The following is a 25,848-nucleotide window of genomic DNA, read 5'->3' as shown; positions in this document are numbered from 1 at the left end:
ACTCCGAAATGCGCAGCTTTGACGTTTATATGGAGCAACCCCCCACCCCAAACAGCCCAGCGGTCACCTCATGAGGCCCCCGCCGAGTCCCCGTGAACACCCAGGAAAGCCGCCGGCAGCGCTTCGCTGTGAAGGACGTGGAGCCGGGACACCGCACGGGTCACCGCCACATAGAGCAGGTTCAGCCCACGGGGTTCCGCACGTACAAGCGCGGCGGGCTCGACCAGGACAACAGTGTCGTACTCCAGGCCCTTGCTCTTCGACGCCGGCACAACCGTCAGCCGCGCCTCCGGCGTTTCCGGGCTCCCGGGTCGCAGTCCGGCGCGTCCCAAGGCCCTCCGTATCAAGTCGGCCTGATGGTCCGCGGTGATCACACCGACCGAGCCGGCATGACCCAACGCGGTGTGCGCGGTCGCGACCGCCGCTGCAGTCAGGTCGGCAACCGGGTGGACGCTCATCTCACCGTCGCTGCGGAGTGAGCGGATCGGCGGCAGATCAACATCCAGCCCGACGAGCAGCCGGTTTGCGACCTCCGCGACGGCTCCCGGAACACGGAAGCCTTCGCTCAGCGGTGAGTACGTCGCGTCGGGCTTACCCAGGTGAGCGAGCAGTCGACCCCAGTCGGAAGCCGCCCAGGGCACCGTCGCCTGCGCGAGGTCGCCCAGAACGGTGAGCGATCCGGTGGTCGAGCGGCGGGCGATGGCACGGCACTGCATGGGGGAAAGATCCTGCGCCTCGTCGATCACGATGTGTCCGTAGCCGGCAGGTCGGTTGATCAGTCCCTCCAGTTCGTCCAGCAGGACCAGATCCGCAGAAGACCAGTCCCCGGGCCGGCGCCCGCGACTTCCGTCAGGCCGGAGCAGGGCTCTCTGCTCGTCGGCGAGCAGGGCGTCACCGGCGGCGGCTGCCAGGAGGTCCGCCGAGGTGAGCAGTTCGCACAGCACCTCCTCGGGGCTCGCCACAGGCCATACGGCGTTGAGCACAGCGGCAACGGGTCGTGCGCGGGACACCCGCTGAAGCCAGGCACCGCTTCGAGGACCACCACGGCGCTCCGCCTCCCGCTGAACCGCACGGACCAGGCGCTCACGTACACGCTGACGCCCCACGCCGTAGGTGACTTCCTCGGCTCTCACCTCCCGGACGACCCGCTCCACGTCCTCGGCGGGCAACCGTCGACGGGTGGCACCGTCCGGGAGAACAAGGTCGCGCGCTCTGTCCGGCCGCACCCGTGAGTACAGCGCGCGACGCAGTACTCCCGCCATCCGGATGTCGTGCTTGAGGACGGCGGTGCCCACGGCGTCTTCACGGCTGACCTGGTGGCGTGAGATCTCGTCGTCCAGGGTGCTCTGCCGTACGCCCGTCTCACCGAGTGCGGGCAGTACCTGGGAGATGTACCGGAGAAAGCCCCGGTTGGGGCCGAGAATCAGCATGCCGCCGCGCTGGACGCGCCGCGGCTCGCTGTAGAGCAGGTAGGCAGCGCGATGCAGACCCACCGCTGTCTTCCCGGTTCCGGGGGCGCCCTGAACGCAGAGGGATTCGGAGAGTTCCGCGCGCACGAGCACGTCCTGCTCGGGCTGAATGGTCGCCACGATGTCACGCATGGGACCCGCCCGAGGCCGTTCGATCTCGGCGGCGAGGAGACCGCCGTTCGGCCGCCGGGCCTGTCTGACCTGTCCAAGCTGCCCGCCCCGACCGAGGTGTTCGTCCTCCAGCCCGGTCAGGTCGGCAGCTTCGCCGCGGCTGCCGGGTGCCCAGCCGAAGCGGCGTCGGACAGTGACGCCCTGCGGGTCGTCCGCACCGGCCTGGTAGAAGGCCCGCGCGACTGGAGCCCGCCAGTCAACCACCAGGGGCTGCTCGGCCGGTCCCGGGGTGATGCGCATCCGGCCCAGGTGGTAGTGCTGCCCGGAGTGTTCCCCTGCCGCCGGGTCGTCGGCGGCGAACGTCAGTGCGCCGAAGAACAACGGCCCGTCGGGCAGTTCGCTGAGTTCCTTCGCGTGGCTGCGTAGTCGGTAGCCGAGCACTTCCGCGTCGGCTCCGGAGGCGGCGGTGTCAGCGCCGAGCCGCACCTGTTGCTCGGCGGTTCTGATCATCGAGACGACGGCGGCGCGACAGCGTTCGTGGTACGTGCGTTCCCTGCTGAGCGGGTCCTCGGGCGTGGCGGGGGAGCGTGGTGGCATGAACCCACGCTAACGCAACCGAGTATCTTTTGTAACTAGGTTAATTTTTCTTTCCGGGCCGGCCGCCCTGACCGTCTCGCGCAAGGTGCGGCAGCCCCGCTTCAAGCTGGGCGAAGGCGGAACGGGCCAGCGCCACGGCCTCTGGATACACGGCGTCCGCCGAACGCCCCGCCGTGATCCGCGACCAGTTCTCCTGCGCGAGGATGCGCTGGACCGCGACGACCTGCCCGGCTGCCAGCCGCGCCGAGACGTCCGCAGCTCCGGCGCCAAACGCCTCGGCGAGCGCGACCTCGTCTTGTTCCCGGTGCGCGTACAGACGCGCCACAAGCGTCGGAGTCGCGTACAGGAGCCGGTGGAAGGCGAGCACAGCCTGCTCGTCGTTCAGCCCCGTCACGGGATCCCGCCTTTCGAGCCCCTCCAGAAAGTGACGTCGCAACGCCTCCAGCGGAGGACATCCCGGAGGGCGGGCCGCCACCACACGGCCGGCCTCCCCCTCGTGGTCGGAGAGCCGGTGCAGCACCAGGTCCTCCTTGGTGGGGAAGTAGCGGAAGAGCGTCGGCTTGGAGACGTCGACGGCGGCGGCGACGTCCGCGACCGTCACCTGGTCGAAGCCGTTCCGCAGGAAGAGGTCGATCGCCGCGTCCGACAGCCTCTGGTACATCTGCCGCTTCTTGCGCTCACGCAGCCCGCCCGTCTCGCCCATGCCGAGGAGCCTACGCACAAACGAGGCGACGCCCGGAACCGGTGGGCTCGGTGCCTTCGGTTCCGGGCGTCGCGGGGTAAGGAGCCGCGTGTCAGCGGTTGCGGCGGCGGGTGGCTCGGGTGGCGCGGGCCGCCTTGGCGCGCTTGGCGGCGAAGCGGACGCCGCCGGGGCTCTCGCCGACCTCGGCCCGTACGACCGTGGACGGCGGGTCGACCACGTCGTGGCCGACCTGGAGGACGGACGTCTCCACCACGCCGAGCTTCTGCAGCGCCGACTTGGCGGCCTTCAGCTCCTCCTCGGCGGTGTCGCCCTTGAGGGCGAGCATCTCGCCGTAGGGGCGGAGCAGCGGCACGCCCCAGCCGGCGAGGCGGTCGAGCGGCGCCACCGCGCGGGCCGTCACCACGTGCACCGGCGGCAGCGTGCCCAGCACCTCCTCGGCGCGGCCGCGCACCACGGTCACGTGGTCCAGGCCGAGCAGTTCCACGACCTCCTGGAGGAAGGTCGTCCGGCGCAGCAGCGGTTCGAGGAGGGTGATGCGCAGGTCGGGCCGGGCGAGCGCCAGCGGGATGCCGGGCAGGCCCGCGCCGGATCCCACGTCGCACACCGTCACGCCCTCGGGCACGACCTCGGAGAGGACGGCGCAGTTCAGCAGGTGCCGTCCCCACAGCCGTGGGACCTCGCGCGGGCCGATGAGGCCGCGTCGGACGCCGGCCTCGGCGAGCAGTTCCGCGTATCTCAGGGACGCCGGGAAGTAGTCGCCGAAGACCTCGCGTGCGATCTCGGGCGCGGGTGGCACCTCCTGCCGCGCCGGCGCCTCACCGTCGCCGGTCACGGCAGGACGACCACGCAGCGGTTCGGCTCCTCGCCCTCGGACTCACTCCGGAGTCCGGCCGCCGCGACGGCGTCGTGCACGACCTTCCGCTCGAAGGGCGTCATGGGCTTGAGCTTCACCGGCTCGCCGCCTTCCTTGGCGTCCTTGGCCGCCTGGGCGCCCAGCTCGCTCAGTTCCTCGCGCTTGCGCGCCCGGAAGCCGGCGATGTCGAGCATGAGGCGGCTGCGGTCGCCGGTCTCGCGGTGGACGGCGAGACGGGTCAGCTCCTGAAGCGCCTCCAGGACCTCGCCCTCCCGGCCTACCAGCTTCTGGAGGTCGCGGGTGCCGGCGTCGCTGATGATCGAGACGGAGGCCCGCTCGCCCTCGACGTCCATGTCGATGTCCCCGTCGAGGTCCGCGATGTCGAGCAGACCCTCCAGGTAGTCGGCCGCGATCTCGCCTTCCTGCTCGAGGCGGGTCAGGGTGTCGGTGCCTTCAGCGGCCTCGGTGGTGTCGGTCACCGATGCTCCTTTGCTCACTTCTTGCTCTTGGCGGATTGCGACTTCTTCTTCCCCGGCTGCTGGCGCTTGGCCTGCGGCGAGGACTCCGGCTTGGAGCCGCCCGGCTGCGCGGGCTGCTTACCGCCGGGCTGCTTGGCGGCGGGGGCCTGGCGCTTCGCCTTGGGCTGACGCTTCGGCTGGGTGCGGGCCGCACGGGCGCGCTCGACGGCCTCCCGGGCCTCGACCTCGGCCGGGTCCTCCTTCAGCTTGCCCTTAGCCCGCAGCTTCTCCTGGCGCGCCTTGAAGGCGAGGGAGCCCGGCGTCGGGTTGCGCTTGATGATGTACATCTGCTGGCCGAGCGTCCACACGTTGGTGGTGAGCCAGTAGACCAGGACGCCGACGGGGAAGTTGATGCCGAAGACGGCGAAGATCACCGGGAAGATGTACATCAGCATCTTCTGCTGCTGCATGAACGGCGTCTTGACCGTGAGGTCGACGTTCTTGGTCATCAGCTGGCGCTGCGTGTAGAACTGCGACAGCGACATCAGGACGATCATGATGACCGTGACAACCCGGACGTCCGTCAGGGAAGCCTGGAGGGCGGCGATGGTGTCGGCGCTGTCCATGAACTTCGCGGCGATCGGCGCGCCGAAGATGTCGGCGTTACGGGCGCTCTCGACCTGCGCCTGGTCGAGCACGCCGACCGGCTTGTTCTGGGAGATCTTGTTGAGCACCTGGAAGAGCGCGATGAAGAACGGCGACTGCAGCAGGATGGGGAGGCAGCTGGAGAGCGGGTTGGTACCCGTCTCCTTGTACAGCTTCATCATCTCTTCGGACTGGCGCTGCTTGTCGCTCTTGTAACGCTCCTGGATCGCCTTCATCCGCGGCTGGAGCGCCTGCATGTTCCTGGTCGCCTTGATCTGCTTCACGAAGAGCGGGATCAGCGCGATCCGGATCACGACCACCAGGAACACGATGGACAGACCCCACGCCCAGCCGCTGTCCTCGTCGAAGACGTGGCTGAGCAGCGAGTGGAAGAAGACGATGATCCAGGAAACTACCTGGTAGAGGGGATCGAGGATCGTGTCCACGAATCAGGCTCCTTGGGCGTTGGAGTGGGTCCGATGCTGCCAGCGGTGACGCAGTCGCTGGTGCCAGACCGGGTGCTTCCGGGCGGGTACGTGGTCGACGCCACCCGGCGACCACGGGTTGCAGCGCAGGATGCGCCAGGCTGTCAGTGCCGTCCCCTTCACCGCTCCGTGCCGGTCGATCGCCTGATAGCCGTAGTGCGAACACGACGGGTAGTACCGGCAGACCGGGCCCAGCAGCGGGCTGATGGTCCACTGGTACAACTTGATCAACCAGAGCAGCGGATACTTCACGACGGCGGCCCTCCAAGCAGCCGCTGCAACGCGGCGTCGAGATCCCGGGCCAGCTCTCTGTGGTCGGCCTCGCCCGCGCCGGGCAGCGCCCGCACCACCACCAGGCTACCTGGGGGCAGCGCGGAGAGCCGGTCGCGTACCAGATGGCGAAGGCGCCGCTTCACACGGTTACGGACCACCGCGTTTCCCGTTGCCTTGCTCACGACGAAACCCGCACGTGCCGGGGGAGCATCCTCCCCGAGCGCGTGCGGGTCCGTTCCGCTGCGTAGATGTACGACGAGCAGGGGCCGTCCGGCCCTTCGTCCTCGCCGTACGGCGGCCGCGAAGTCCTCTCGCCGCCTCAGCCGGTTCTCGGTGGGCAGCACGTCATGGACCAGCGGTCAAGGCTGATCAGGCCGACAGGCGGGCGCGACCCTTGCTGCGGCGGTTCGCGAGAATCGCGCGACCGGCGCGGGTCCGCATGCGCAGCCGGAAGCCGTGGGTCTTCGCGCGGCGGCGGTTGTTCGGCTGGAAGGTGCGCTTGCTCACTCGGGGGCTCCAGTAATGACTTGTCGTCTCGTGTGAGACGGATGTGGGGCGCCGACTGGCTGTCACCGTGCGCCCACGAGTAGCTCGCAACGCCCGAGTGCACCGCTTCCCGATCCCTGTGGATCTTTGCCCATCGGAGGCAGGCGGCAGCAGCCATCGACAACTCGACCTCGACACGGTACGCGCGGCGGCGCCATCCGGTCAAACCGGGACCCTCGGCCGGCCAAACCCGGGCCGCCCGGCGACTCGCGGCGGCCCCGGTGACACGCGGAACCGGTGGGGCGTGACACATTTACCCACACCCTGTGGACAACAACTTGAGGCGCCGCCGCGCGGCGGACTACCGTGACGGGGACCGATTCCTCCCTGCCATCCCCAACACCACTTTTTATCCAGAAGTGTCCGAGTGAGAGAGCGTGCGCTGTGGCCGACCTGCCTGCTGATCTTGCCGCAGTGTGGCCGCGCGTGCTGGAACAACTCCTCGACGAGTCGCAGGGAGTCGAACCCAAGGACCAGCGCTGGCTCCGCGACTGCCAGCCTCTTGTGCTCGTCTCGGGCACCGCACTGCTCGGCGTTCCCAACGAGTACGCCAAGGGTGTCCTGGAGGGGCGGCTCGCGCCGCTGATCACCGACACCCTCAGCCGGGAGTGCCAGCAGCAGATCCGGCTGGCGATCACCGTCACCGACCCGACGCCGGCCCCGGCGGCGCCGATCCCCGAGCCGCGCAGCCAGCATCCTTCCGAGGACCGCGCGGGCTACGACGAACCGCAGCACGAGCTGCCGACCGCGCGCCCCGCGTACCCGGAGTACCCGCACGCCCCTCAGCCTCGGCGCGACCACCCCCGCCACGACCAGTCGCGCCACGAGCCCCGGCACGACCAGGGCGGGGGCTGGCCGCGACGCGAGGAGAGCGGTTCCTGGGGGGCGCAGCGGGACCGGGACCGGGACCCGTACCCGCCGCAGACGCCGTCCCCCGGCGGCTACGACAACGGCTCGTACGGCACGCTCGACGGCTACGAGAGCGCGTACGACACACCCGGCTACGACAACAACGGCGGCTACGAGGCGTACGACGGCGGCCGCCCCGGACGCGGTGGCGGCGGCGCCGGGCACTCCGGCGCCTCCCAGCCCACGCTGCCCGGCAGCGGATCGGGCGGCGCGGGCGGATACGACCCGCGTCCCACCGGTGCGGGCCGCTACGACGAGCAGCCCTCGGCGCCCAGCGGCGCTCCCGGACCGCTCGCGGCCCAGCCGGCGCCGGCCACCGGGCCGGGCGAGCCGACCGCGCGCCTCAACCCGAAGTACCTCTTCGACACCTTTGTGATCGGCGCCTCGAACCGGTTCGCGCACGCGGCCGCCGTCGCCGTGGCGGAGGCCCCGGCCAAGGCGTACAACCCGCTGTTCATCTACGGCGAGTCCGGCCTCGGCAAGACGCACCTGCTGCACGCCATCGGGCACTACGCGCGGAGCCTCTACCCCGGCACCCGGGTGCGGTACGTGAGCTCCGAGGAGTTCACCAACGAGTTCATCAACTCGATCCGGGACGGCAAGGCGGACGCGTTCCGCAAGCGCTACCGGGACATGGACATCCTGCTGGTCGACGACATCCAGTTCCTCGCGAGCAAGGAGTCGACGCAGGAGGAGTTCTTCCACACGTTCAACACGCTCCACAACGCCAACAAGCAGATCGTGCTCTCCAGCGACCGGCCGCCCAAGCAGCTGATCACCCTGGAGGACCGTCTCCGCAACCGCTTCGAGTGGGGACTGATCACCGACGTCCAGCCGCCCGAGCTGGAGACGCGCATCGCGATCCTGCGCAAGAAGGCCGTCCAGGAGCAGCTGAACGCCCCGCCGGAGGTGCTGGAGTTCATCGCGTCCCGGATCTCCCGCAACATCCGGGAGCTGGAGGGTGCCCTGATCCGGGTGACCGCCTACGCGAACCTCAACCGCTCGCCGGTGGACCTCGGGCTCACCGAGACCGTCCTGAAGGACCTCATCCCGGGTGGTGAGGACGCCTCGCCGGAGATCACCGCGCCGGCGATCATGGCGGCCACCGCGGACTACTTCGGCCTCACGGTGGACGATCTGTGCGGTTCCTCACGCAGCCGGGTGCTGGTCACCGCGCGGCAGATCGCGATGTACCTGTGCCGTGAGCTGACGGACCTGTCGCTGCCGAAGATCGGCGGCCAGTTCGGCGGCCGCGACCACACGACGGTGATGCACGCGGACCGGAAGATCCGGGCGCTGATGGCCGAGCGCCGGTCGATCTACAACCAGGTGACCGAGCTCACCAACCGCATCAAGAACGGCTGAGCGGGCGGGCCGCCGGGGCCTGTCCCGCGCGTCCGGCCCGTCAGCGCGTCACGTACGCCACACGCGACGACGCGTATGCCCCGCCGCCGACGCGTATGCCCCGCCGCCGCACCTCTTCGCAGCGCCACTCGTAGCGCCTCGCCGCGCCCTCACAGCGTCTCCTCGCGCCTTCCGCACGGCCGCTTTCCGCGGCCGTGACGCCGTCCACAGCGATTCCCCGGCTGGGGACGGCGGCCTCGCGCTGTTCGAATCCACAGGTACGTCACCCTGTTTTCCACAGGTAACGCCCCGGGGGGCCGTCCACACCCTGGGGACTCCGGAGTTATCCCGACTCCCTCCACAGGCTGGCCTGCTGGGATACCGTCGACGCAGGTCACCCGCCTGTGGAGATGTGGACACGCGTTTTCCACAGGGTGTGGACAGCTGAGGGGCCGTCAACTGCCGTCCGTCGTTGTCCACTGCTCACCCACAGGGATCGGGCACTTACCCACAGGTTCTCCACAGCGCTGTCCACTGTTCGGCAAGGCGAAGGACCAAACACCCCCTTCGAGTGAACCGCGTCACACAAAGTTGCCGGGTTGGCCTGTTGAGAACCTGGGTAAAACTGGGGACAGACCTGTGGGCAACTCACCCCTGCCTGTGTACGGGCTGTGCACAACTTCACTCCGTCCACAGCCACCCCCTGTTCATCCACTGCTCCACCCACAGGGGCAGTGGATAAAATCTCGGCTCTGACCTGGGAACACGGAGTTATCCACCGTTTCCACAGGCCCTACTACTAAGACCAAGTAGAGAGAGCTCGCGAGTCGTTTCGAAGCAGGGGCTGTGCACAACTCGCCGCCAAGGCCGCCGGACCGCGATTCGTCGATTTGACCCCGAGCAGCAACGGGTGTCAGCGGCGTGCGTCAGACTGGTACCGGCAACCAGCAACAGCAGGAGGCGGCTGAAGGTGAAGATCCGGGTAGAGCGTGACGTCCTGGCGGAGGCGGTGGCGTGGGCCGCCAAGAGCCTCCCCGCCCGGCCGCCGGTGCCGGTGCTCGCGGGGCTGCTGCTGAAGGCGGAGGAAGGCGTGCTGAGCCTCTCCGGCTTCGACTACGAGGTCTCGGCGCGGGTGTCGATCGAGGCGGACGTCGAGGAGGAGGGCACGGTCCTCGTCTCCGGCAAGCTGCTCGCCGACATCAGCCGGGCGCTGCCGAACCGGCCGGTGGAGATCTCCACAGACGGTGTACGGGTGACGGTGGTCTGTGGATCGTCGCGGTTCACGCTGCACACGCTCCCTGTGGAGGAGTACCCGGCGCTGCCGGAGATGCCGACCGCCACGGGCACGGTCCCGGGCGAGGTGTTCGCGGCCGCCGTCAGCCAGGTGGCCATCGCCGCCGGGCGCGACGACACGCTGCCGGTGCTGACGGGTGTGCGCATCGAGATCGAGGGCGACACGGTCACCCTGGCCTCCACCGACCGCTACCGCTTCGCGGTCCGCGAGTTCCTGTGGAAGCCGGAGTCCCCGGACGTCTCCGCGGTGGCCCTGGTGCCGGCGAAGACGCTGCTGGACACGGCGAAGTCGCTCAGCGGCGGTGAGCACGTCTCGCTCGCGCTGTCCGGCTCCGGTGCCGGCGAGGGCCTGATCGGCTTCGAGGGCGCCGGCCGCCGTACGACCACGCGGCTGCTGGAGGGCGACCTCCCGAAGTACCGGACGCTGTTCCCCACCGAGTTCAACTCGGTCGCGGTGATCGAGACGGCGCCGTTCGTGGAGGCCGTGAAGCGTGTGGCGCTGGTCGCCGAGCGGAACACCCCGGTGCGGCTGAGCTTCGAGCAGGGCGTGCTGATCCTGGAGGCCGGCTCGTCGGACGACGCACAGGCTGTGGAGCGGGTGGACGCGAAGCTGGACGGCGACGACATCTCGATCGCCTTCAACCCCGGCTTCCTGCTGGAGGGCCTCAGCGCGATCGACTCCCCCGTCGCGCAGCTGTCGTTCACGACGTCCACGAAGCCGGCGCTGCTCGGCGGCAAGCCGGCGGTCGACGCGGAGGCGGACAACGCCTACAAGTACCTGATCATGCCGGTGCGGCTGAGCGGCTGAGCGGCTCCGGGCGGCCCTCACCGATGAGCGGTTGAGCCCACGGATGTGCGCGGCGGGGCGGGCGTAGGCTCGTCCCGTCAGGCACCACCAGGCGCGCCCAGGTCAGGCACGCCATGATCACCAGGAAAGGCCCGCTGATGGAGCTCGGTCTCATCGGTCTCGGCAGGATGGGCGGCAACATGCGCGAGCGCATCCGCCGCGCAGGCCACACCGTCGTCGGATACGACCGCAACCCGGACCTCGCCGATGTCCACAGCCTGAAGGAGCTTGTGGACACGCTGAGCGGGCCGCGTGTGGTGTGGGTGATGGTCCCGGCCGGCGCCGCGACCCAGTCGACCATCGACGAGCTGGCCGAGCTGCTGTCCCCGGGCGACGTCGTGGTGGACGGCGGGAACTCCCGCTGGACGGACGACGAGAAGCACGCCGAGGAGCTGGCGGCGCGCGGCATCGGCTTTGTGGACTGCGGCGTCTCCGGCGGCGTGTGGGGCCTGGAGAACGGCTACGCGCTGATGTACGGCGGCGACGCCGAGAACGTGGCGAAGGTCCAGCCGGTCTTCGACGCGCTCAAGCCGGAGGGCGAGTTCGGCGCGGTGCACGCCGGCAAGGTGGGCGCCGGGCACTTCGCGAAGATGGTCCACAACGGCATCGAGTACGCGATGATGCAGGCCTTCGCCGAGGGCTGGGAGCTGCTGGAGGCCGTGGACTCCGTCACGGACGTCCGGGAGGTCTTCCGCTCCTGGCAGGAGGGCACGGTCATCCGCTCGTGGCTGCTGGACCTGGCCGTGCGGGCGCTGGACGACGACGAGCACCTGGACGGGCTGCGCGGCTTCGCGCAGGACTCGGGTGAGGGACGCTGGACGGTGGAGGCGGCGATCGACAACGCGGTGCCGCTGCCGGCGATCACGGCCTCGCTGTTCGCCCGGTTCGCGTCCCGCCAGGAGGACTCGCCGCAGATGAAGATGATCGCCGCGCTGCGCAACCAGTTCGGCGGGCACGCGGTCGAGAGCCGCAAGTAGCGGCGCGAGTCGGAACGAGCCGCGAGAGCGGGAAGTAGTCGGTCGGCCGCCGAGGCGGCCGACCGGTGGTGAGGCGCCCCGCGGGGCGCGGGAGGACGACGCGCACGCCATGCATCTGACGCATCTGTCCCTCGCCGACTTCCGCTCGTACTCCCGGGCCGAGGTGGAGTTGAATCCGGGAGTGACGGCCTTTGTGGGGCCGAACGGCCAGGGCAAGACGAACCTGGTCGAGGCGGTCGGCTATCTGGCGAACCTGGCCAGCCACCGGGTCTCCTCGGACGCGCCGCTGGTGCGGCGGGGGGCGGACCGCGCGGTGGTGCGGGCGGCCGTGCGGGAGGGCGAGCGCCAGCAGCTCGTCGAGTTGGAGCTGAACCCGGGCCGGGCGAACCGGGCGCGGATCAACCGCTCCTCCCAGGTGCGGCCCCGGGACGTGCTGGGCATCGTGCGCTCGGTGCTGTTCGCGCCGGAGGACCTGAGCCTGGTGAAGGGCGATCCGGGGGAGCGCCGGCGTTTCCTGGACGAGCTGGTCACGGCGCGTTCGCCCCGGATGGCCGGGGTGCGGGCGGACTACGAGCGGGTGCTCAAGCAGCGGAACACGCTGCTGAAGTCGGCGGCGATGGCGCGGCGGCACGGCGGCCGTTCGACGGACCTGTCGACGTTGGACGTCTGGGACCAGCATCTGTCGCGGGTCGGGGCGGAGCTGCTTGCGCAGCGCCTGGACCTGGTGGCGGTGCTGACGCCGCTGGTGGACAAGGCATACGAGGCGCTGGCGCCGGGCGGCGGCCCGGTGCGGCTCGGGTACCGGGGGCTGGGGGAGTCGGAGTTGGCGCCGGCCGGCCGGGAGGAGCTGGCGGAGCGGCTCGCCGGGCTGCTGGGCCAGGCGCGGCGGCAGGAGATCGAGCGCGGGGTGACGCTGGTCGGCCCGCACCGGGACGATCTGCTGCTGAACCTGGGGGACTTCCCGGCGAAGGGGTACGCGAGTCACGGCGAGTCCTGGTCGTACGCGTTGGCGCTGCGGCTGGCCTCCTACGACCTGCTGCGCGCGGAGGGCGCCGGGGCGGAGCCGGTGCTGGTGCTGGACGACGTGTTCGCCGAGCTGGACGCGCGGCGGCGGGAGCGGTTGGCGGAGTTGGTGGAGCCGGGTGAGCAGGTGCTGGTGACGGCGGCGGTGTCGGAGGACGTGCCGGCGGCGTTGACGGGTACCCGGTTCGAGGTGTCGGACGGCGAGGTGAGGCGGGCGTGACGGGCGTGACGGGTGGCCCCGCGGAGAACAGCGGCCCCACGGGACCGGGCGTGCCGGAGTCCACGGGCCTGGACCTGGCCCGGGTGGCGTTGTTCGCGGCGAAGGAACGGGCGCGGGAGCGCGGCGAGTTGAGCCGGCAGCGTGAGCAGGTGCGGCGCGGTGGCGGTCCCCGGTCGGGGGCGCGCCGGGACGGCCGTGACCCGCTGCCGCTGGGGGCGGCGATCGAGCGGCTCAAGACCGAGCGCGGCTGGGAGATGCCGATGGCGGTCGGCGGGGTGGCCGGGCGCTGGCCGGAGATCGTGGGCGGTAAGAACGCCGAGCACTGGCAGCCGGCGGGCTACGACGAGGAGTCCCGGGTGCTGCGCGTGCGCTGCGACACGGCGGCGTGGGCGACGGAGCTGCGGCGGCTGGCGCCGGTGCTGGTGCGGCGGCTGAACGAGGAGCTGGGGAACGGCACGGTCCTGGCGATCGAGGTGCTGGCGCCCGGAAGCGGCCGCGGACGCGGCGGCCCCGGCAGCCCCGGAAGACCTCAGCGCCGGTGGTGAACGGGCGGGTCCCGGGGACGTCCGGGAAGGGTGGTGCGGGAGGGTCCGGGGTGACCCCGCTCACGGTAATCGGAGGTTGACAGGGCGAAGCGCTGAGCGCCCCTGTGAGCGTCCCAGAGGTCCGGGCCGCATATAGGGAGTCGGCAACCGGCGGTTCAGGGCGCCACATGCGGACTCAGGCGCCTGCAAACCCCCATTCACCCCGGCGGTACCGGTAGACTGGCGGCTACCTGCCTTGTGCGGACCTAGTCGAACGACGCAGCCGCTCCCGAGTGACGGGAGCTGCTTGTGCTGTGCCAGAAAGGGCGCTTCGTGGCCGATTCCGGCAACCCCAACGAGAATCTTCCGTCCACCGCCGACGACGGCTCTTCCGCTCCACTGGGGGAGTCGTCGTACGACGCCAGCGCGATCACCGTGCTCGAGGGCCTCGACGCGGTCCGCAAGCGGCCCGGCATGTACATCGGGTCGACGGGTGAGCGCGGCCTGCACCACCTGGTACAGGAGGTCGTGGACAACTCCGTCGACGAGGCGCTGGCGGGCCACGCGGACACCATCGACGTGACGTTGATGGCCGACGGCGGTGTGCGGGTCGTGGACAACGGCCGTGGCATCCCGGTCGACATCGTGCCGTCGGAGGGCAAGCCGGCCGTGGAGGTCGTGCTGACGGTCCTCCACGCGGGCGGCAAGTTCGGCGGTGGCGGCTACGCCGTCTCCGGCGGTCTGCACGGCGTGGGCGTGTCCGTGGTGAACGCCCTGTCGACGCGGGTGTCCGTCGAGGTCAAGCGGGACGGCCACCGCTGGACGCAGGACTACAAGCTCGGCGTGCCGACGGCGCCGCTCGCCCGCAACGAGACGACGGACGAGACGGGCACCTCGGTCACCTTCTGGGCCGACGCCGACATCTTCGAGACGACTCACTACTCGTTCGAGACGCTGTCCCGGCGTTTCCAGGAGATGGCGTTCCTGAACAAGGGGCTGACGATCTCGCTGACGGACGAGCGGGACGCGGCCAAGCAGACCTCGGGCGCGGACACCGCGAGCTCCGCCGACGAGGACCAGGCCCGCACGGTGACGTACCACTACGAGGGCGGCCTCTCCGACTTCGTGCGTCATCTCAACTCCCGCAAGGGGGAGCCGGTCCATCCCTCGATCATCGACGTCGAGGCGGAGGACAAGGAGCGGATGCTCTCCGTCGAGATCGCGATGCAGTGGAACACCCAGTACAGCGAGGGTGTGTACAGCTACGCGAACACGATCCACACCCACGAGGGCGGTACCCACGAGGAGGGTTTCCGGGCGGCGCTGACCGGCCTGGTGAACCGCTACGCGCGGGACAAGAAGCTGCTGCGGGAGAAGGACGACAACCTCACCGGTGAGGACATCCGCGAGGGTCTGACGGCGATCATCTCGATCAAGCTGGGCGAGCCGCAGTTCGAGGGCCAGACGAAGACGAAGCTGGGCAACACGGAGGCGAAGACCTTCGTGCAGAAGGTCGTCCACGAGCACCTGGCCGACTGGCTGGACCGGAACCCGGTGGAGGCCGCGGACATCATCCGCAAGGGCATCCAGGCGGCGACGGCCCGGGTCGCGGCCCGCAAGGCGCGGGACCTGACCCGCCGGAAGGGCCTGTTGGAGACGGCGTCGCTGCCGGGCAAGCTGTCGGACTGCCAGTCGAACGACGCGACGAAGTGCGAGATCTTCATCGTCGAGGGTGACTCCGCCGGTGGTTCGGCGAAGTCCGGCCGCGACCCGCAGTACCAGGCGATCCTGCCGATCCGGGGCAAGATCCTCAACGTGGAGAAGGCGCGGATCGACAAGGTCCTGCAGAACACCGAGGTCCAGGCGCTGATCTCGGCGTTCGGCACCGGTATCCACGAGGACTTCGACATCGAGAAGCTCCGCTACCACAAGATCATTCTGATGGCGGACGCGGACGTCGACGGCCAGCACATCAACACCCTGCTGCTGACGCTGCTGTTCCGCTTCATGCGGCCGCTGGTGGAGGCCGGGCACGTCTTCCTGTCGCAGCCGCCGCTGTACAAGATCAAGTGGGGCCGGGACGACTTCGAGTACGCCTACTCCGACCGGGAGCGCGACCAGCTGCTGCGCCTCGGCCGGGAGAGCGGCAAGCGCACCAGGGACGACTCGGTGCAGCGGTTCAAGGGTCTGGGCGAGATGAACGCCGAGGAGCTGCGCATCACGACGATGGACGCCGAGCACCGGGTGCTGCGGCAGGTGACCATCGACGACGCGGCGGCGGCGGACGACCTGTTCTCCATCCTGATGGGCGAGGACGTGGAGTCGCGGCGCTCCTTCATCCAGCGCAACGCCAAGGACGTCCGCTTCCTCGACATCTGAGTCGGCCCACCGCCGCATCCAGAAAGGGACTTCGAACACTATGGCCGACCAGAACACCCCCGCCTCCGAGGCCGTCGACGCCCCGGACCCGGCCCAGGGCGCCGGCATGCGGATCGAGCCGGTGACGCTCGAGACGGAGATGCAGCGCTCGTACCTCGACTACGCGATGAGCGTCATCGTCTCGCGTGCGCTGCCGGACGTGCGGGACGGCCTCAAGCCGGTGCACCGCCGGGTGCTGTACGCGATGTACGACGGCGGGTACCGGCCCGAGAAGGGCTTCTACAAGTGCGCCCGCGTCGTCGGCGACGTGATGGGCACCTACCACCCGCACGGCGACTCCTCGATCTACGACGCGCTGGTCCGCCTGGCGCAGCACTGGTCGATGCGGATGCCGCTGGTGGACTCCAACGGCAACTTCGGCTCGCCGGGCAACGACCCGGCGGCGGCCATGCGGTACACCGAGTGCAAGATGGCGCCGCTGGCCATGGAGATGCTCCGGGACATCGACGAGGACACCGTCGACTTCCAGGACAACTACGACGGCCGCAACCAGGAGCCGACGGTCCTCCCGTCCCGCTTCCCGAACCTGCTGGTCAACGGCTCCGCGGGCATCGCCGTCGGCATGGCGACGAACATCCCGCCGCACAATCTGCGCGAGGTCGCCGCCGGCGCCCAGTGGTACCTGGAGAACCCCGAGGCGTCCAACGACGAGCTGCTGGAGGCGCTGCTCGCCCGCATCAAGGGCCCGGACTTCCCCACCGGCGCCCTGGTCGTGGGCCGCAAGGGAATCGAGGAGGCGTACCGCACCGGGCGCGGCTCGATCACCATGCGGGCCGTGGTGGAGGTCGAGGAGATCCAGGGCCGCCAGTGCCTGGTGGTCACCGAACTGCCGTACCAGGTCAACCCGGACAACCTGGCGTTGAAGATCGCCGACCTGGTCAAGGACGGCCGCATCGCCGGCATCGCCGACGTGCGCGACGAGACCAGCTCGCGCACCGGCCAGCGGCTGGTGATCGTCCTCAAGCGGGACGCCGTCGCCAAGGTCGTGCTGAACAACCTCTACAAGCACACCGACCTGCAGACGAACTTCGGCGCGAACATGCTGGCCCTGGTGGACGGCGTGCCGCGCACGCTGTCGCTGGACGCCTTCATCCGCAACTGGGTCGCCCACCAGGTCGACGTCATCGTGCGGCGCACCCGCTTCCGGCTGCGGAAGGCCGAGGAGCGCGCCCACATCCTGCGCGGTCTGCTGAAGGCGCTCGACGCGATCGACGAGGTCATCGCGCTGATCCGGCGGAGCGACACCGTCGACGTGGCGCGGTCGGGCCTGATGGGCCTGCTGGAGATCGACGAGATCCAGGCGAACGCGATCCTGGAGATGCAGCTGCGGCGCCTCGCCGCGCTGGAGCGCCAGAAGATCACCGCCGAGCACGACGAACTCCAGGCGAAGATCACCGAGTACAACAAGATCCTCGCCTCCCCCGTGCGGCAGCGCGGCATCATCAGCGAGGAACTGGCCGCGCTCGTCGAGCGGTTCGGCGACGACCGCCGCACCCAGCTGGTGCCCTTCGAGGGCGACATGTCCATCGAGGACCTGATCGCCGAGGAGGACATCGTCGTCACGATCTCCCGCGGCGGCTACGTCAAGCGCACCAAGACCGACGACTACCGGGCCCAGAAGCGCGGCGGGAAGGGGGTGCGCGGAACGAAGCTGAAGGAGGACGACATCGTCGACCACTTCTTCGTCTCCACCACGCACCACTGGCTGCTGTTCTTCACCAACAAGGGCCGCGTCTACCGCGCCAAGGCGTACGAGCTTCCCGACGCCGGTCGGGACGCGCGCGGCCAGCACGTGGCGAACCTGCTCGCGTTCCAGCCGGACGAGCAGATCGCCGAGATCCTCGCCATCCGCGACTACGAGGCCATGCCCTACCTGGTGCTGGCCACGAAGTCCGGCCTGGTGAAGAAGACGCCGCTCAAGGACTACGACTCGCCGCGCTCCGGCGGTGTCATCGCCATCAACCTCCGCCAGACGGACGACGGTGCCGACGACGAGCTGATCGGCGCCGAACTCGTCTCCGCCGAGGACGACCTGCTGCTCATCAGCAAGAAGGCCCAGTCGATCCGCTTCACCGCGACCGACGAGGCGCTGCGGCCCATGGGCCGGGCCACCTCGGGCGTGAAGGGCATGAGCTTCCGCGAGGGCGACGAGCTGCTGTCGATGAACGTCGTCCGGCCGAACACCTACGTGTTCACCGCCACCGACGGCGGCTACGCCAAGCGCACCAACGTCGACGAGTACCGCGTCCAGGGCCGCGGCGGCCTGGGCATCAAGGCCGCCAAGATCGTCGAGGACCGGGGCTCGCTCGTCGGCGCCCTGGTCGTCGAGGAGACCGATGAGATCCTGGCGATCACACTCGGCGGCGGAGTGATCCGCACGCGGGTCAACGAGGTGCGGGAGACCGGTCGTGACACGATGGGTGTCCAGTTGATCAACCTGGGCAAGCGGGACGCCGTCGTCGGTATCGCCCGCAACGCCGAGGCGGGCCGAGAGGCCGAGGAAGTCGAGGCCGTCGATGCGGCGGAGCCCGGTGCGGACACCCCGGACCAGGACACCACCGCGAACACAGCCACGGACAGCACGGACAGCACGGACAGCGAGGGCTGAGGGCGTGAGCCGGAGACGTGACGAGCCGGCCGGGGGCGCGACCCCCGGCGGCTCCCTCCGCCGCTCGGCGTCCACCAGTGCCGATCCCACCGTGGGGGAGCAACCATGACAGGTGCCAAGCAACCGCAGGCACAGCCGCACCACCCGCCGCAGGCCTACCCGGCCCCGCCCGGCGGACAAGGCCCGCAGCCGCCGCAGACCACCCCGCCGGCCGGCACCCCGGCGGGCGCGCCCGCCGGGCCCCCGACCGCCGACGCGGACGGCGGCGACGTCCAGGGCGACGTCCTCCAGGGCGGCGTCCGCCGGCCCCGCACCGGCGCCCGCACGGTCCCCCGGGTCCGCAAGGCGCGGCTGCGGGTGGCGAAGGTCGACCCGTGGTCGGTGATGAAGGTCAGCTTCCTGCTGTCCATCGCGCTCGGCATCTGCACGCTCGTGGCCGTCGCCGTCCTGTGGATGGTCATGGACGCGATGGGCGTCTTCTCCTCCATCGGGGCGATACTCGGCGAGGCGACGGAGTCCGCCGACGGCGGCGGCTTCGACCTGGAGACCTTCCTGTCGCTGCCGCGCGTGCTCACCTTCACCGGGCTGATCGCCGTCATCGACGTCGTCCTGGCGACCGCCCTGGCCACCCTCGGCGCGTTCATCTACAACCTCTCCGCCGGCTTTGTCGGCGGTGTCGAGCTGACGCTCGCCGAGGACGAGTGAGACCCCGCCGGGCCGGCTTCCGAGCCGGCCCGGCAGGCCCTTCCGGGCCGGTCGGACGGCGCCCTCGGGCCGGGCGAAAGGCGATTTGGGACCTGGCCTGAAGTGCGCTAATCTTTCCGTGCAGCGCGGGGCTATAGCTCAGACGGTTAGAGCGCTTCCCTGATAAGGAAGAGGCCACAGGTTCAAGTCCTGTTAGCCCCACCAGCAAAAAGACCCCCGACCGGGACCGGTCGGGGGTCTTTGACATCCACGGCCGACACCAACCGGCGGCAGCCGGACACTCAGCCCTCGACCAGCTCCATCAGGGCGTCCGAGGGGTCGCCGTGCGGAGGGCCCGCCGGCCACCATGTGTCCGCCTCGCGGCGGGACGGGTACCAGCGGCCGTCGCGGCCGAGGCGGAGCTGGAGCCCCCGCTCGGGGAGGGTCCAGTGGTTGTCGCGCACGTCGAGCCCGGACGCCTCGTCCGCCTCCAGGCCCGCCGCGAGCGCCGCCCGCGCGCGGACGGTCTCCTGCGCGGACGGCGACCAGGTCCGCTCCAGCACCTCCAGCCCGGCCGCCCCGCCGGTGCGCCAGGCGGCGGCCGCGCGGTCCAGCTCCTCCGGCGGCCTGCCGCAGCTCTCGCGCAGCCGCGCCGGAACCCTCGGGTCCGGGTGGGTGGCCGCGATGCGTACCGTGTCCCGCCACAGGTCGAGCGGCCGGGCCGGCTCCGCCGCCAGCCCGAGGGCGTACGCCAGCAGGCCGCGCGCCCGTACGGCCGCGTCGGTGACCAACCGGTCGAGCGGGTCGGCCTCGATGCCGGTGACCGGCTCGTCGTCGGTGGCCGGGGCGGGGGGCAGCGGCGGCGGGGCGGGCAGCCGGGCCGCCGCACCCGCGGCGGCCCACGCGGCCACCGGGTCCCGGCCCGGCGCGGAAGTGTCCACCGGACGGGGGCGCGGCGGCCGGGCGCCGCCGGGCTCCTCGGAGCCGCCGGTGTCGCCTGAGTCGGCGGCGGTGTCGTGGGCGTCGTCGGCGGCGGCGGTGGTCGACGCGTGGTCCGTCATCGCGCGCAGCAGCAGTTCGGACTTCAGTTCCTCCGCGGCCTCGTCGAGTTCACGGCCGCGGAGGAGCAGGAGCAGCGACGGGTCCTTGTCCAGCAGCCACGACAGCTGGTAGCACAGCGCCGTGGTGTGCGGGCAGGGGTGGTCCGGGGTGTCGCAGCCGCAGTCCGCCTCCAGGTCGCCGTGGCCCGGCAGCAGCCGCAGCCGGGCGTCCTCCGCCGACTCCAGCAGGTCCTCGGGCAGTTCGCCCGCCAGCAGCGCCTCCGCCACGGCGGGCCGGTCGGCGGCCTTCTCCCAGAGGAGTTCCCACTGCCGGTCGTCCAGCTCCCGCAGGGTGAGCACGGTGGTGTGGGCGGTGTCGCCGCCGTGGACCTCCGCCGAGACCCGGCCGGGGGCGACCGCGATCGGGCCGATCCGTCCGGTGCGGGCGAAGGCCCGCCCCTTCTTCAGCGGCTCCTCCTCGCTCCAGGTGTCCTCCACGGCGTCGGCCCAGGCCCTGGCCCAGAACGACTGCCCGCGTGCGCGTCCGCCGCGGCGTACGGCGAACGCGGGGTAGCCCCGTGCGCCTCGGTCCCGTGCGCCTCGGTCCTGTGCCCCGCGGTCCCGTGCCCCGCCCATCACATGCTCCTCAGCTCGACGAGGTTGGCCAGCTCGTCGTTGGTCAGCCGCGTCAGCGCCTGCTCGCCCGTGCCGAGCACCGCGTCCGCCAGTTCCTTCTTCGACTCCAGCAGGGCGGCGATGCGGTCCTCCACCGTGCCCTCCGCGATCAGCCGGTGCACCTGGACGGGCCTGGTCTGGCCGATGCGGTACGCGCGGTCGGTGGCCTGGGCCTCGACCGCCGGGTTCCACCAGCGGTCGTAGTGCACGACGTGGTCGGCGCGGGTGAGGTTGAGTCCGGTGCCGGCCGCCTTCAACGACAGCAGGAACACCGGCACTTCGCCGTTCTGGAAGCGCCGGACCAGCTCCTCCCGCCTGGCCACCGGCGTTCCGCCGTGCAGCAGTTGGGCCGGGACGCCGCGCTCCCGCAGATGCCGCTCCAGCAGCCGCGCCATCGTCACGTACTGGGTGAACACCAGCGCGGCGCCGTCCTCGGTGATGATCGTGTCGAGGAGTTCGTCGAGCAGGTCCAGTTTGCCCGAGCGGCCGGTGAGCGCCGTTCCGTCCTCCTTGAGGAAGTGGGCGGGGTGGTTGCAGATCTGCTTCAGCCCGGTGAGCAGCTTGAGGACCAGCCCGCTGCGGTTGATGCCCTCGCTGTCCCGGATCCGGTCCATCACCTCCTCCACCTGGCCGCGGTAGAGCGCCGACTGCTCGGCGGTGAGCGCGACCGGGCGGTCCGTCTCGGTCTTGGGCGGCAGTTCGGGCGCGATGCCCGGGTCGGACTTGCGGCGGCGCAGCAGGAAGGGCCGTACGAGGCCGGCGAAGAGCCGCGCGGCGGGCCGCTCCCCCGCCGCCTCCCCGCGCTCGGCGGCCTCCGCGCGTTCCGCGTCGAGCGGCGCCATCCAGCGGCGGCGGAACTCGCCGTACCCGCCGAGCAGTCCGGGCGTCGTCCAGTCGAGGATCGCCCACAGCTCGGAGAGACTGTTCTCGACCGGCGTACCGGTCAGCGCGATCCTCGCGTCGGCGGGGATCAGCCGCAGTGCCCTCGCCGTCCCCGAGCGCGCGTTCTTGACGTGCTGGGCCTCGTCGGCGACGACCATGCCCCAGCGGTGTTCGGCCAGCCGGTCGGCGTCGAGGCGCATCGTCCCGTACGTGGTGAGGACAAAGCCGTCGTCGGCGCCTTCGAGGGTGCGTCCGGTGCCGTGGAAGCGGCGCACGGGCGTGCCGGGCGCGAACCTGCCGATCTCCCGCTGCCAGTTGCCCATCAGCGAGGCGGGGCAGACGACAAGCGTCGGGCCGCCGCCGTCCGTGTGCTCCTGGCGCAGCAGGTGCAGCGCGATGAGCTGGACGGTCTTGCCCAGGCCCATGTCGTCGGCGAGGCAGCCGCCGAGGCCGAGCGACGTCATCCGGTCCAGCCAGCGCAGGCCGCGCAGCTGGTAGTCGCGCAACGTGGCGTCGAGCGCGGCGGGTCTGCGGACGGGCTCGCCGCCGCCGTCCGGGTCGGCGAGGCGGGCCCGCAGCGCCCTGAGCCACTCGGTGGGCGCGACCGGCACCTGCTCGGTACCGATCCGCACGTACCCGGTCAGCGCGACGGCCAGCGCCTCGATCGCGGTCAGCGAGCCCGCCTCGCGGTCGCGCGCCAGGCGGGCCGACTCCGCGTCGACCAGCACCCAGCCGCCCCGCAGCCGTACGACGGGCCCGCCGGTGGCGACCGCCGCCGACTCCTCCGCGGTCAGCGGCTCACCGTCGAGGACAAGCTCCCGGCGCAGCGGGACGGTGCCGTCGCCGCGGAAGAAGGACCGCGGGTCGGCGGGCGCGGGGAGGTCCGCGCCGAGGACCGCGCGGGCGGTCAGCGCACGGTGGACGTCCTCGGGCCAGAGCACGTCGATGCCGTGCGCCCGCAGCCGGCCGGCGCCGCCGGTCAGCAGCTCGGTCACGTCCCGGTCGGACAGCGCCATGGCGTCCGGTACCGGCAGCAGCCGCTCCAACGGCGGCCACACGTCCGCGGCGCGGCGGAGGCTGAGCACCGTGTCGGCCTGGGCGCGCGGGCCGAGCGCGTGGTCGACGCTCGCGAACAGCTCAGCCGCGTCGAGCGCGAGGGTGGGGTCGGCGAGGCTGTGGGCGCGCGGCACCAGGCGCAGGGCGGGCGCCTCGTCCGCACCGGGGACGGCGGCCGTGAGGTCGACCCGCAGGGAGACCCGCACACCGGAGTCGAGGCCGGCCGAGACCTCCTCGGCCCAGCTGCGCAGTTGGGGCACGCGCTGCGGCTCGACCGCGGCGAACGCCGCGCGGCCGGTCGCCGCGGGCGCGGCGGGGGTGCGCGGCAGCGTGTCCGCGACGGCGTCCAGGAACGCCCGCACCAGGCCCTCCGGTTCGGGCAGCCGCACGGCCGCGCCACCGGTGCCCGGCAGCGGGACGTTGTACGCCTCGGGCGGCGCGGCACCGGCCAGCTCCCTTATCCGCGCCACGTCGTCCAGGTCCAGCGGGCCGGTCCGCCAGGAGTCGTAGCCGGCCGGCGTCACCCCCGGCAGCAGCCGCTCCCGCGCCGCGAGGTGCAGGGCGATCGCGGTCGCCCCGCCCCAGAACGCGGCGGCCGGATGCGCCTCCGTGTCCGGCCTGGCCGCCCGCGCCAGCACGGGCAGCGCGTCGGCGACCGACAGCCGCACGGCGGGCACGGACCGGGTGACGGGGACCCCGCCCTCCACGGCGACGACCTCCACGGTGTCGGTCTCCACGGTGTCGGTCTCCACGGGGCCGGCCTCCACGGGGCCGGCCGCCGTCCTGCCCGCCTCGCCGGCGTGTCCTTCGTGTCGCGGTGGCGGGCCGCCGTCGGGGTCCCAGAAGACCACCGTGCCGGTGCGGGGCGGGTCGGCCGCCTCGAAGAGCACCGCGCACCGCGTGAGGTCGTCGACCTCCGGCCCCGTCATCACTGCCATGTCCCTCTGGCTTCCTCTCCGTCCGGCTGCCGGCCTCGGGCGGTGTCGGTTTCCGGTCATTGTCGGGCCCGCGGGCTCTGACAACGCCCAGCGCCGGCCCCGTGTTCCGTTCACGCGCCGTATGACGTAACCGGTGGCGGCAGTACGGACGAGGCCCCGCCACCACGGTCGGACACCAGTGCAAACACCTGGCCCGGCAGGGCGGATGTGCGCCGCCCGGAGGCGGTTCGACGCGGCGCGGTGCGGCCCGGGGCGTGCACGCACATGTTGGGTATCATCGGGCGCCAGTATGGTTTTGACGTCTTCCAGAAGGACGAGGTAGCGCCGTGAAGAAGTTTCTCCTGGTCGCGCTGGCCGCCATCGGTGGGCTCCTCGTGTACCGCCAGATCCAGGCGGACCGGGCCGAGCAGGACCTGTGGACGGAGGCCACCGACTCGGTGCCCGCGGGCCCGGGTGCGTGAGCCGCGACACCCCCAGCGTTTGTGTGAAGCCCCGGCCGGAGTCCGACTCCCCGGGGCTTCGCCGTGTCCACGTCCTGTTGCCGGAACGTGACGGCCCACCCCTTGAGGTGTGCGTCAGCAAACTCGTACGGTCGTCCGCGAGGTCGGCACGGATCACCGTCACCGCGCGGAGCGGCCCACCGGGCCGACCGGCCGCGGGGGAGAGGCCGCGCGTGACACGGACGGGCCGGGGAGAAGCAGGCCGAAAACACGGTTACCGGCGGGAACGCCGGACCGGTGACCGCAGAAACCGATGAGTCCGGCGGCGCACGACGGACGGCCCGCAGGCACAACAGAGGCCCAACAGCACCGGGAGGGGCGGCAGATGGCCGACTCGGTCAACACACGACCAGCCACCGCACACGTCGGCCGCGACCGACCCGCGCCGCCCGGCCGCGACCGAGGCGGGGCCCGCCGCCTCCCCGCCCTTCGCGCGGGCCGCGCCACGGCGCTCACCCTCGCCCTCGGCACCGCGCTCGCCTCCGCGACCGTCCCCGGCACCGCCCACGCCACCGACGCGGACAAGCGCCCCGCCGCCTACGAGGCCGCCTCCTCCGCGAAACCCGTCACCGGCACCGCCAGCAGCGCCGACGCGCCCCGGCTCGACACCCCCGGCTGGTACCGGGACACCATCGGCCGCGGCGAGGAGAAGTACTACGCCGTCGAACTCGACGACAGCTCCACCGCCTACCTCGCCGCCCTCGCCCACCCCGAGCCCGGCACCAAGGTCGGCGGATTCGGCGACGGACTGAGAATGGAACTCTCCACCACCGACGGCCGGAACTGCCGGAGCAACGGCGACGCCGCCTTCCGCGGCGACGGCGCCGCCTACCCCGTCGGCGACCACGCCGCCCGCCGCATCGGCGGCGACGACACCAACTGCCAGAAGGCCGGCCCCTACCTGTTCAAGGTCACCAGGAAGGACGAGCCGACCTCCGACCCCGCCGACTGGCCGCTGGAGATCCGCTACCTGCTCGAACCCGGCCTCAAGGGCAAGACACCCGCCGCCCCCGCCGACACCGGCGAGGACACCGAACCGCCGCCCCCGCCCGGCGGCGAGGCGAGGAAGGTCGACGGCGGAACCGGCATCGGCAACGCCCCGGCCGTCGGCGACGGCGTCTGGCGGGACTCGCTCCTGCCCGGCGAGACCCGCTTCTACCGCGTCCCCGTCGACTGGGGGCAGCAGCTCTTCGCCAGCGTCGAACTCCCCAACGCCCCACGCGCGGACGACAGCGACACCTCCGGCTCGCGCTTCGTGAGCCGCGCCCTCGGCGCCAACCTGTTCAACCCGGCCGGCGCGGACCTCGTCGCGGGCAACTTCACCTCCTACAACGGCAACCAGACCGCCGCCACCCTCTCCACACCCCTCGTCGCCTACGGGAACCGCTACGAGGGCGGCAACGTCCGGGACGCCGGCGTCGCCGGCTGGTACACCGTCGCCGTCACCCTCGACCCCGCGCTGAAACGCCACTTCCCCGCGTCCGCCGACATCACGCTGCGCGTCCGCCTCGCCGGCGAACCCCAACCCGCCCCCGCGTACGACGGCGACGCGGCCGCCGGCGGCTTCGGCGTCACGGACCGGGACCGCGAGGCCGCGGAGAAGGGCCTCACCCCCGCCGAAGCCGAAGCGACGGAACGCGGCGGGGCCCGGGCGCTGCTCGGCTGGGCCGCGATCGGCACCGGCGCCGCGCTCGCCCTCGGCCTGTTGCTCTGGCACCTCCTCGCCCGCCGCCGTGCCACCACCCCACC

At 71.5% G+C, this 25,848-nt stretch carries 20 protein-coding genes and 1 tRNA gene; 11 read left to right on the top strand and 10 right to left on the bottom strand.

Features of this window, described 5'->3' with window-relative positions; genetic code table 11:
• Positions 1–68: 68 nt before the first annotated feature.
• The 8 genes from GL263_RS02520 to rpmH form a co-directional block, all read right to left on the bottom strand.
• Positions 69–2,177, bottom strand: coding sequence for a HelD family protein (locus GL263_RS02520; RefSeq protein ID WP_182853878.1), 2,109 nt, complete (start codon positions 2,175–2,177; stop codon positions 69–71).
• A 40-nt stretch (positions 2,178–2,217) separates the two neighbouring features.
• On the bottom strand, positions 2,218–2,880 hold the full coding sequence (locus GL263_RS02515; protein WP_182853877.1) for a TetR/AcrR family transcriptional regulator: 663 nt from the start codon (positions 2,878–2,880) through the stop codon (positions 2,218–2,220).
• A gap of 91 nt (positions 2,881–2,971) precedes the next feature.
• On the bottom strand, positions 2,972–3,712 hold the full coding sequence (rsmG, locus tag GL263_RS02510) for a 16S rRNA (guanine(527)-N(7))-methyltransferase RsmG (protein WP_182853876.1): 741 nt from the start codon (positions 3,710–3,712) through the stop codon (positions 2,972–2,974).
• Positions 3,709–4,212: a Jag family protein gene (locus GL263_RS02505; RefSeq protein WP_182853875.1), complete on the bottom strand. Its 504-nt coding sequence runs from the start codon at positions 4,210–4,212 to the stop codon at positions 3,709–3,711. The genes rsmG and GL263_RS02505 overlap by 4 nt, the downstream gene beginning before the upstream one ends.
• Positions 4,213–4,226: 14 nt before the next feature.
• Complete coding sequence (gene yidC / locus GL263_RS02500; protein WP_182853874.1) at positions 4,227–5,282, bottom strand: membrane protein insertase YidC; 1,056 nt, start codon at positions 5,280–5,282, stop codon at positions 4,227–4,229.
• A 3-nt stretch (positions 5,283–5,285) separates the two neighbouring features.
• Positions 5,286–5,573 carry a membrane protein insertion efficiency factor YidD gene (gene yidD, locus GL263_RS02495; protein WP_182853873.1) on the bottom strand — a complete coding sequence of 96 codons (288 nt, stop codon included), beginning with the start codon at positions 5,571–5,573 and terminating at the stop codon, positions 5,286–5,288.
• On the bottom strand, positions 5,570–5,938 hold the full coding sequence (gene rnpA, locus GL263_RS02490) for a ribonuclease P protein component (RefSeq protein ID WP_182853872.1): 369 nt from the start codon (positions 5,936–5,938) through the stop codon (positions 5,570–5,572). Before rnpA ends, yidD begins: the two co-directional genes overlap by 4 nt.
• A gap of 25 nt (positions 5,939–5,963) precedes the next feature.
• A complete protein-coding gene (gene rpmH, locus GL263_RS02485) occupies positions 5,964–6,101 on the bottom strand; it encodes a 50S ribosomal protein L34 (protein ID WP_182853871.1) in 138 nt (45 codons plus the stop codon).
• 423 nt (positions 6,102–6,524) lie between these two features.
• Here rpmH and dnaA point away from each other — a divergent pair, with 423 nt between their 5' ends.
• The 9 genes from dnaA to GL263_RS02440 all read left to right on the top strand — a co-directional run bounded on the left by dnaA (position 6,525) and on the right by GL263_RS02440 (position 19,233).
• Positions 6,525–8,414 carry a chromosomal replication initiator protein DnaA gene (dnaA, locus tag GL263_RS02480; protein WP_182853870.1) on the top strand — a complete coding sequence of 630 codons (1,890 nt, stop codon included), beginning with the start codon at positions 6,525–6,527 and terminating at the stop codon, positions 8,412–8,414.
• A gap of 949 nt (positions 8,415–9,363) precedes the next feature.
• Complete coding sequence (gene dnaN, locus GL263_RS02475; protein ID WP_182853869.1) at positions 9,364–10,494, top strand: DNA polymerase III subunit beta; 1,131 nt, start codon at positions 9,364–9,366, stop codon at positions 10,492–10,494.
• A 113-nt stretch (positions 10,495–10,607) separates the two neighbouring features.
• Complete coding sequence (gene gnd / locus GL263_RS02470; RefSeq protein ID WP_182853868.1) at positions 10,608–11,510, top strand: phosphogluconate dehydrogenase (NAD(+)-dependent, decarboxylating); 903 nt, start codon at positions 10,608–10,610, stop codon at positions 11,508–11,510.
• Between the two features lie 109 nt (positions 11,511–11,619).
• Positions 11,620–12,753: a DNA replication/repair protein RecF gene (gene recF, locus GL263_RS02465; RefSeq protein ID WP_182853867.1), complete on the top strand. Its 1,134-nt coding sequence runs from the start codon at positions 11,620–11,622 to the stop codon at positions 12,751–12,753.
• The gene (locus tag GL263_RS02460; protein ID WP_182853866.1) at positions 12,750–13,298 is read left to right on the top strand and encodes a DciA family protein; all 549 of its coding nucleotides are present in this window, start codon (positions 12,750–12,752) and stop codon (positions 13,296–13,298) included. The genes recF and GL263_RS02460 overlap by 4 nt, the downstream gene beginning before the upstream one ends.
• 288 nt (positions 13,299–13,586) lie before the next feature.
• On the top strand, positions 13,587–15,656 hold the full coding sequence (gene gyrB / locus GL263_RS02455; RefSeq protein WP_182853865.1) for a DNA topoisomerase (ATP-hydrolyzing) subunit B: 2,070 nt from the start codon (positions 13,587–13,589) through the stop codon (positions 15,654–15,656).
• Positions 15,657–15,696: 40 nt separating this feature from the next.
• On the top strand, positions 15,697–18,324 hold the full coding sequence (gene gyrA / locus GL263_RS02450; protein WP_228456041.1) for a DNA gyrase subunit A: 2,628 nt from the start codon (positions 15,697–15,699) through the stop codon (positions 18,322–18,324).
• A gap of 105 nt (positions 18,325–18,429) precedes the next feature.
• A complete protein-coding gene (locus tag GL263_RS02445) occupies positions 18,430–19,029 on the top strand; it encodes a DUF3566 domain-containing protein (protein ID WP_182853864.1) in 600 nt (199 codons plus the stop codon).
• A 127-nt stretch (positions 19,030–19,156) separates the two neighbouring features.
• Positions 19,157–19,233 (top strand) — tRNA-Ile (locus tag GL263_RS02440).
• A gap of 77 nt (positions 19,234–19,310) precedes the next feature.
• On the opposite strand, the gene GL263_RS02435 is transcribed toward GL263_RS02440, so the two are convergent.
• Both GL263_RS02435 and GL263_RS02430 read right to left on the bottom strand, forming a co-directional pair.
• Entirely contained in the window at positions 19,311–20,684 is a 1,374-nt protein-coding gene (locus tag GL263_RS02435) for an SWIM zinc finger family protein (protein WP_182853863.1), read from the bottom strand.
• Positions 20,684–23,599, bottom strand: a complete 2,916-nt coding sequence (locus tag GL263_RS02430) for an SCO1167/SCO6262 family helicase (protein ID WP_438947904.1) — start codon at positions 23,597–23,599, stop codon at positions 20,684–20,686. Before GL263_RS02430 ends, GL263_RS02435 begins: the two co-directional genes overlap by 1 nt.
• A gap of 326 nt (positions 23,600–23,925) precedes the next feature.
• Here GL263_RS02430 and GL263_RS28140 point away from each other — a divergent pair, with 326 nt between their 5' ends.
• Together GL263_RS28140 and GL263_RS02425 are read left to right on the top strand one after the other, a co-directional pair.
• Positions 23,926–24,060 carry a DLW-39 family protein gene (locus GL263_RS28140; protein WP_323369114.1) on the top strand — a complete coding sequence of 45 codons (135 nt, stop codon included), beginning with the start codon at positions 23,926–23,928 and terminating at the stop codon, positions 24,058–24,060.
• Between the two features lie 364 nt (positions 24,061–24,424).
• Positions 24,425–25,848 (top strand): hypothetical protein (locus GL263_RS02425; RefSeq protein ID WP_182853862.1); only part of this gene is annotated, 1,424 nt, incomplete at its 3' end.

Source organism: Streptomyces durbertensis (assembly GCF_014156695.1).
GTDB classification, from domain to species: Bacteria; Actinomycetota; Actinomycetes; order Streptomycetales; family Streptomycetaceae; genus Streptomyces; species Streptomyces durbertensis.
This window is presented reverse-complemented; position numbering and strand designations above follow the sequence as displayed.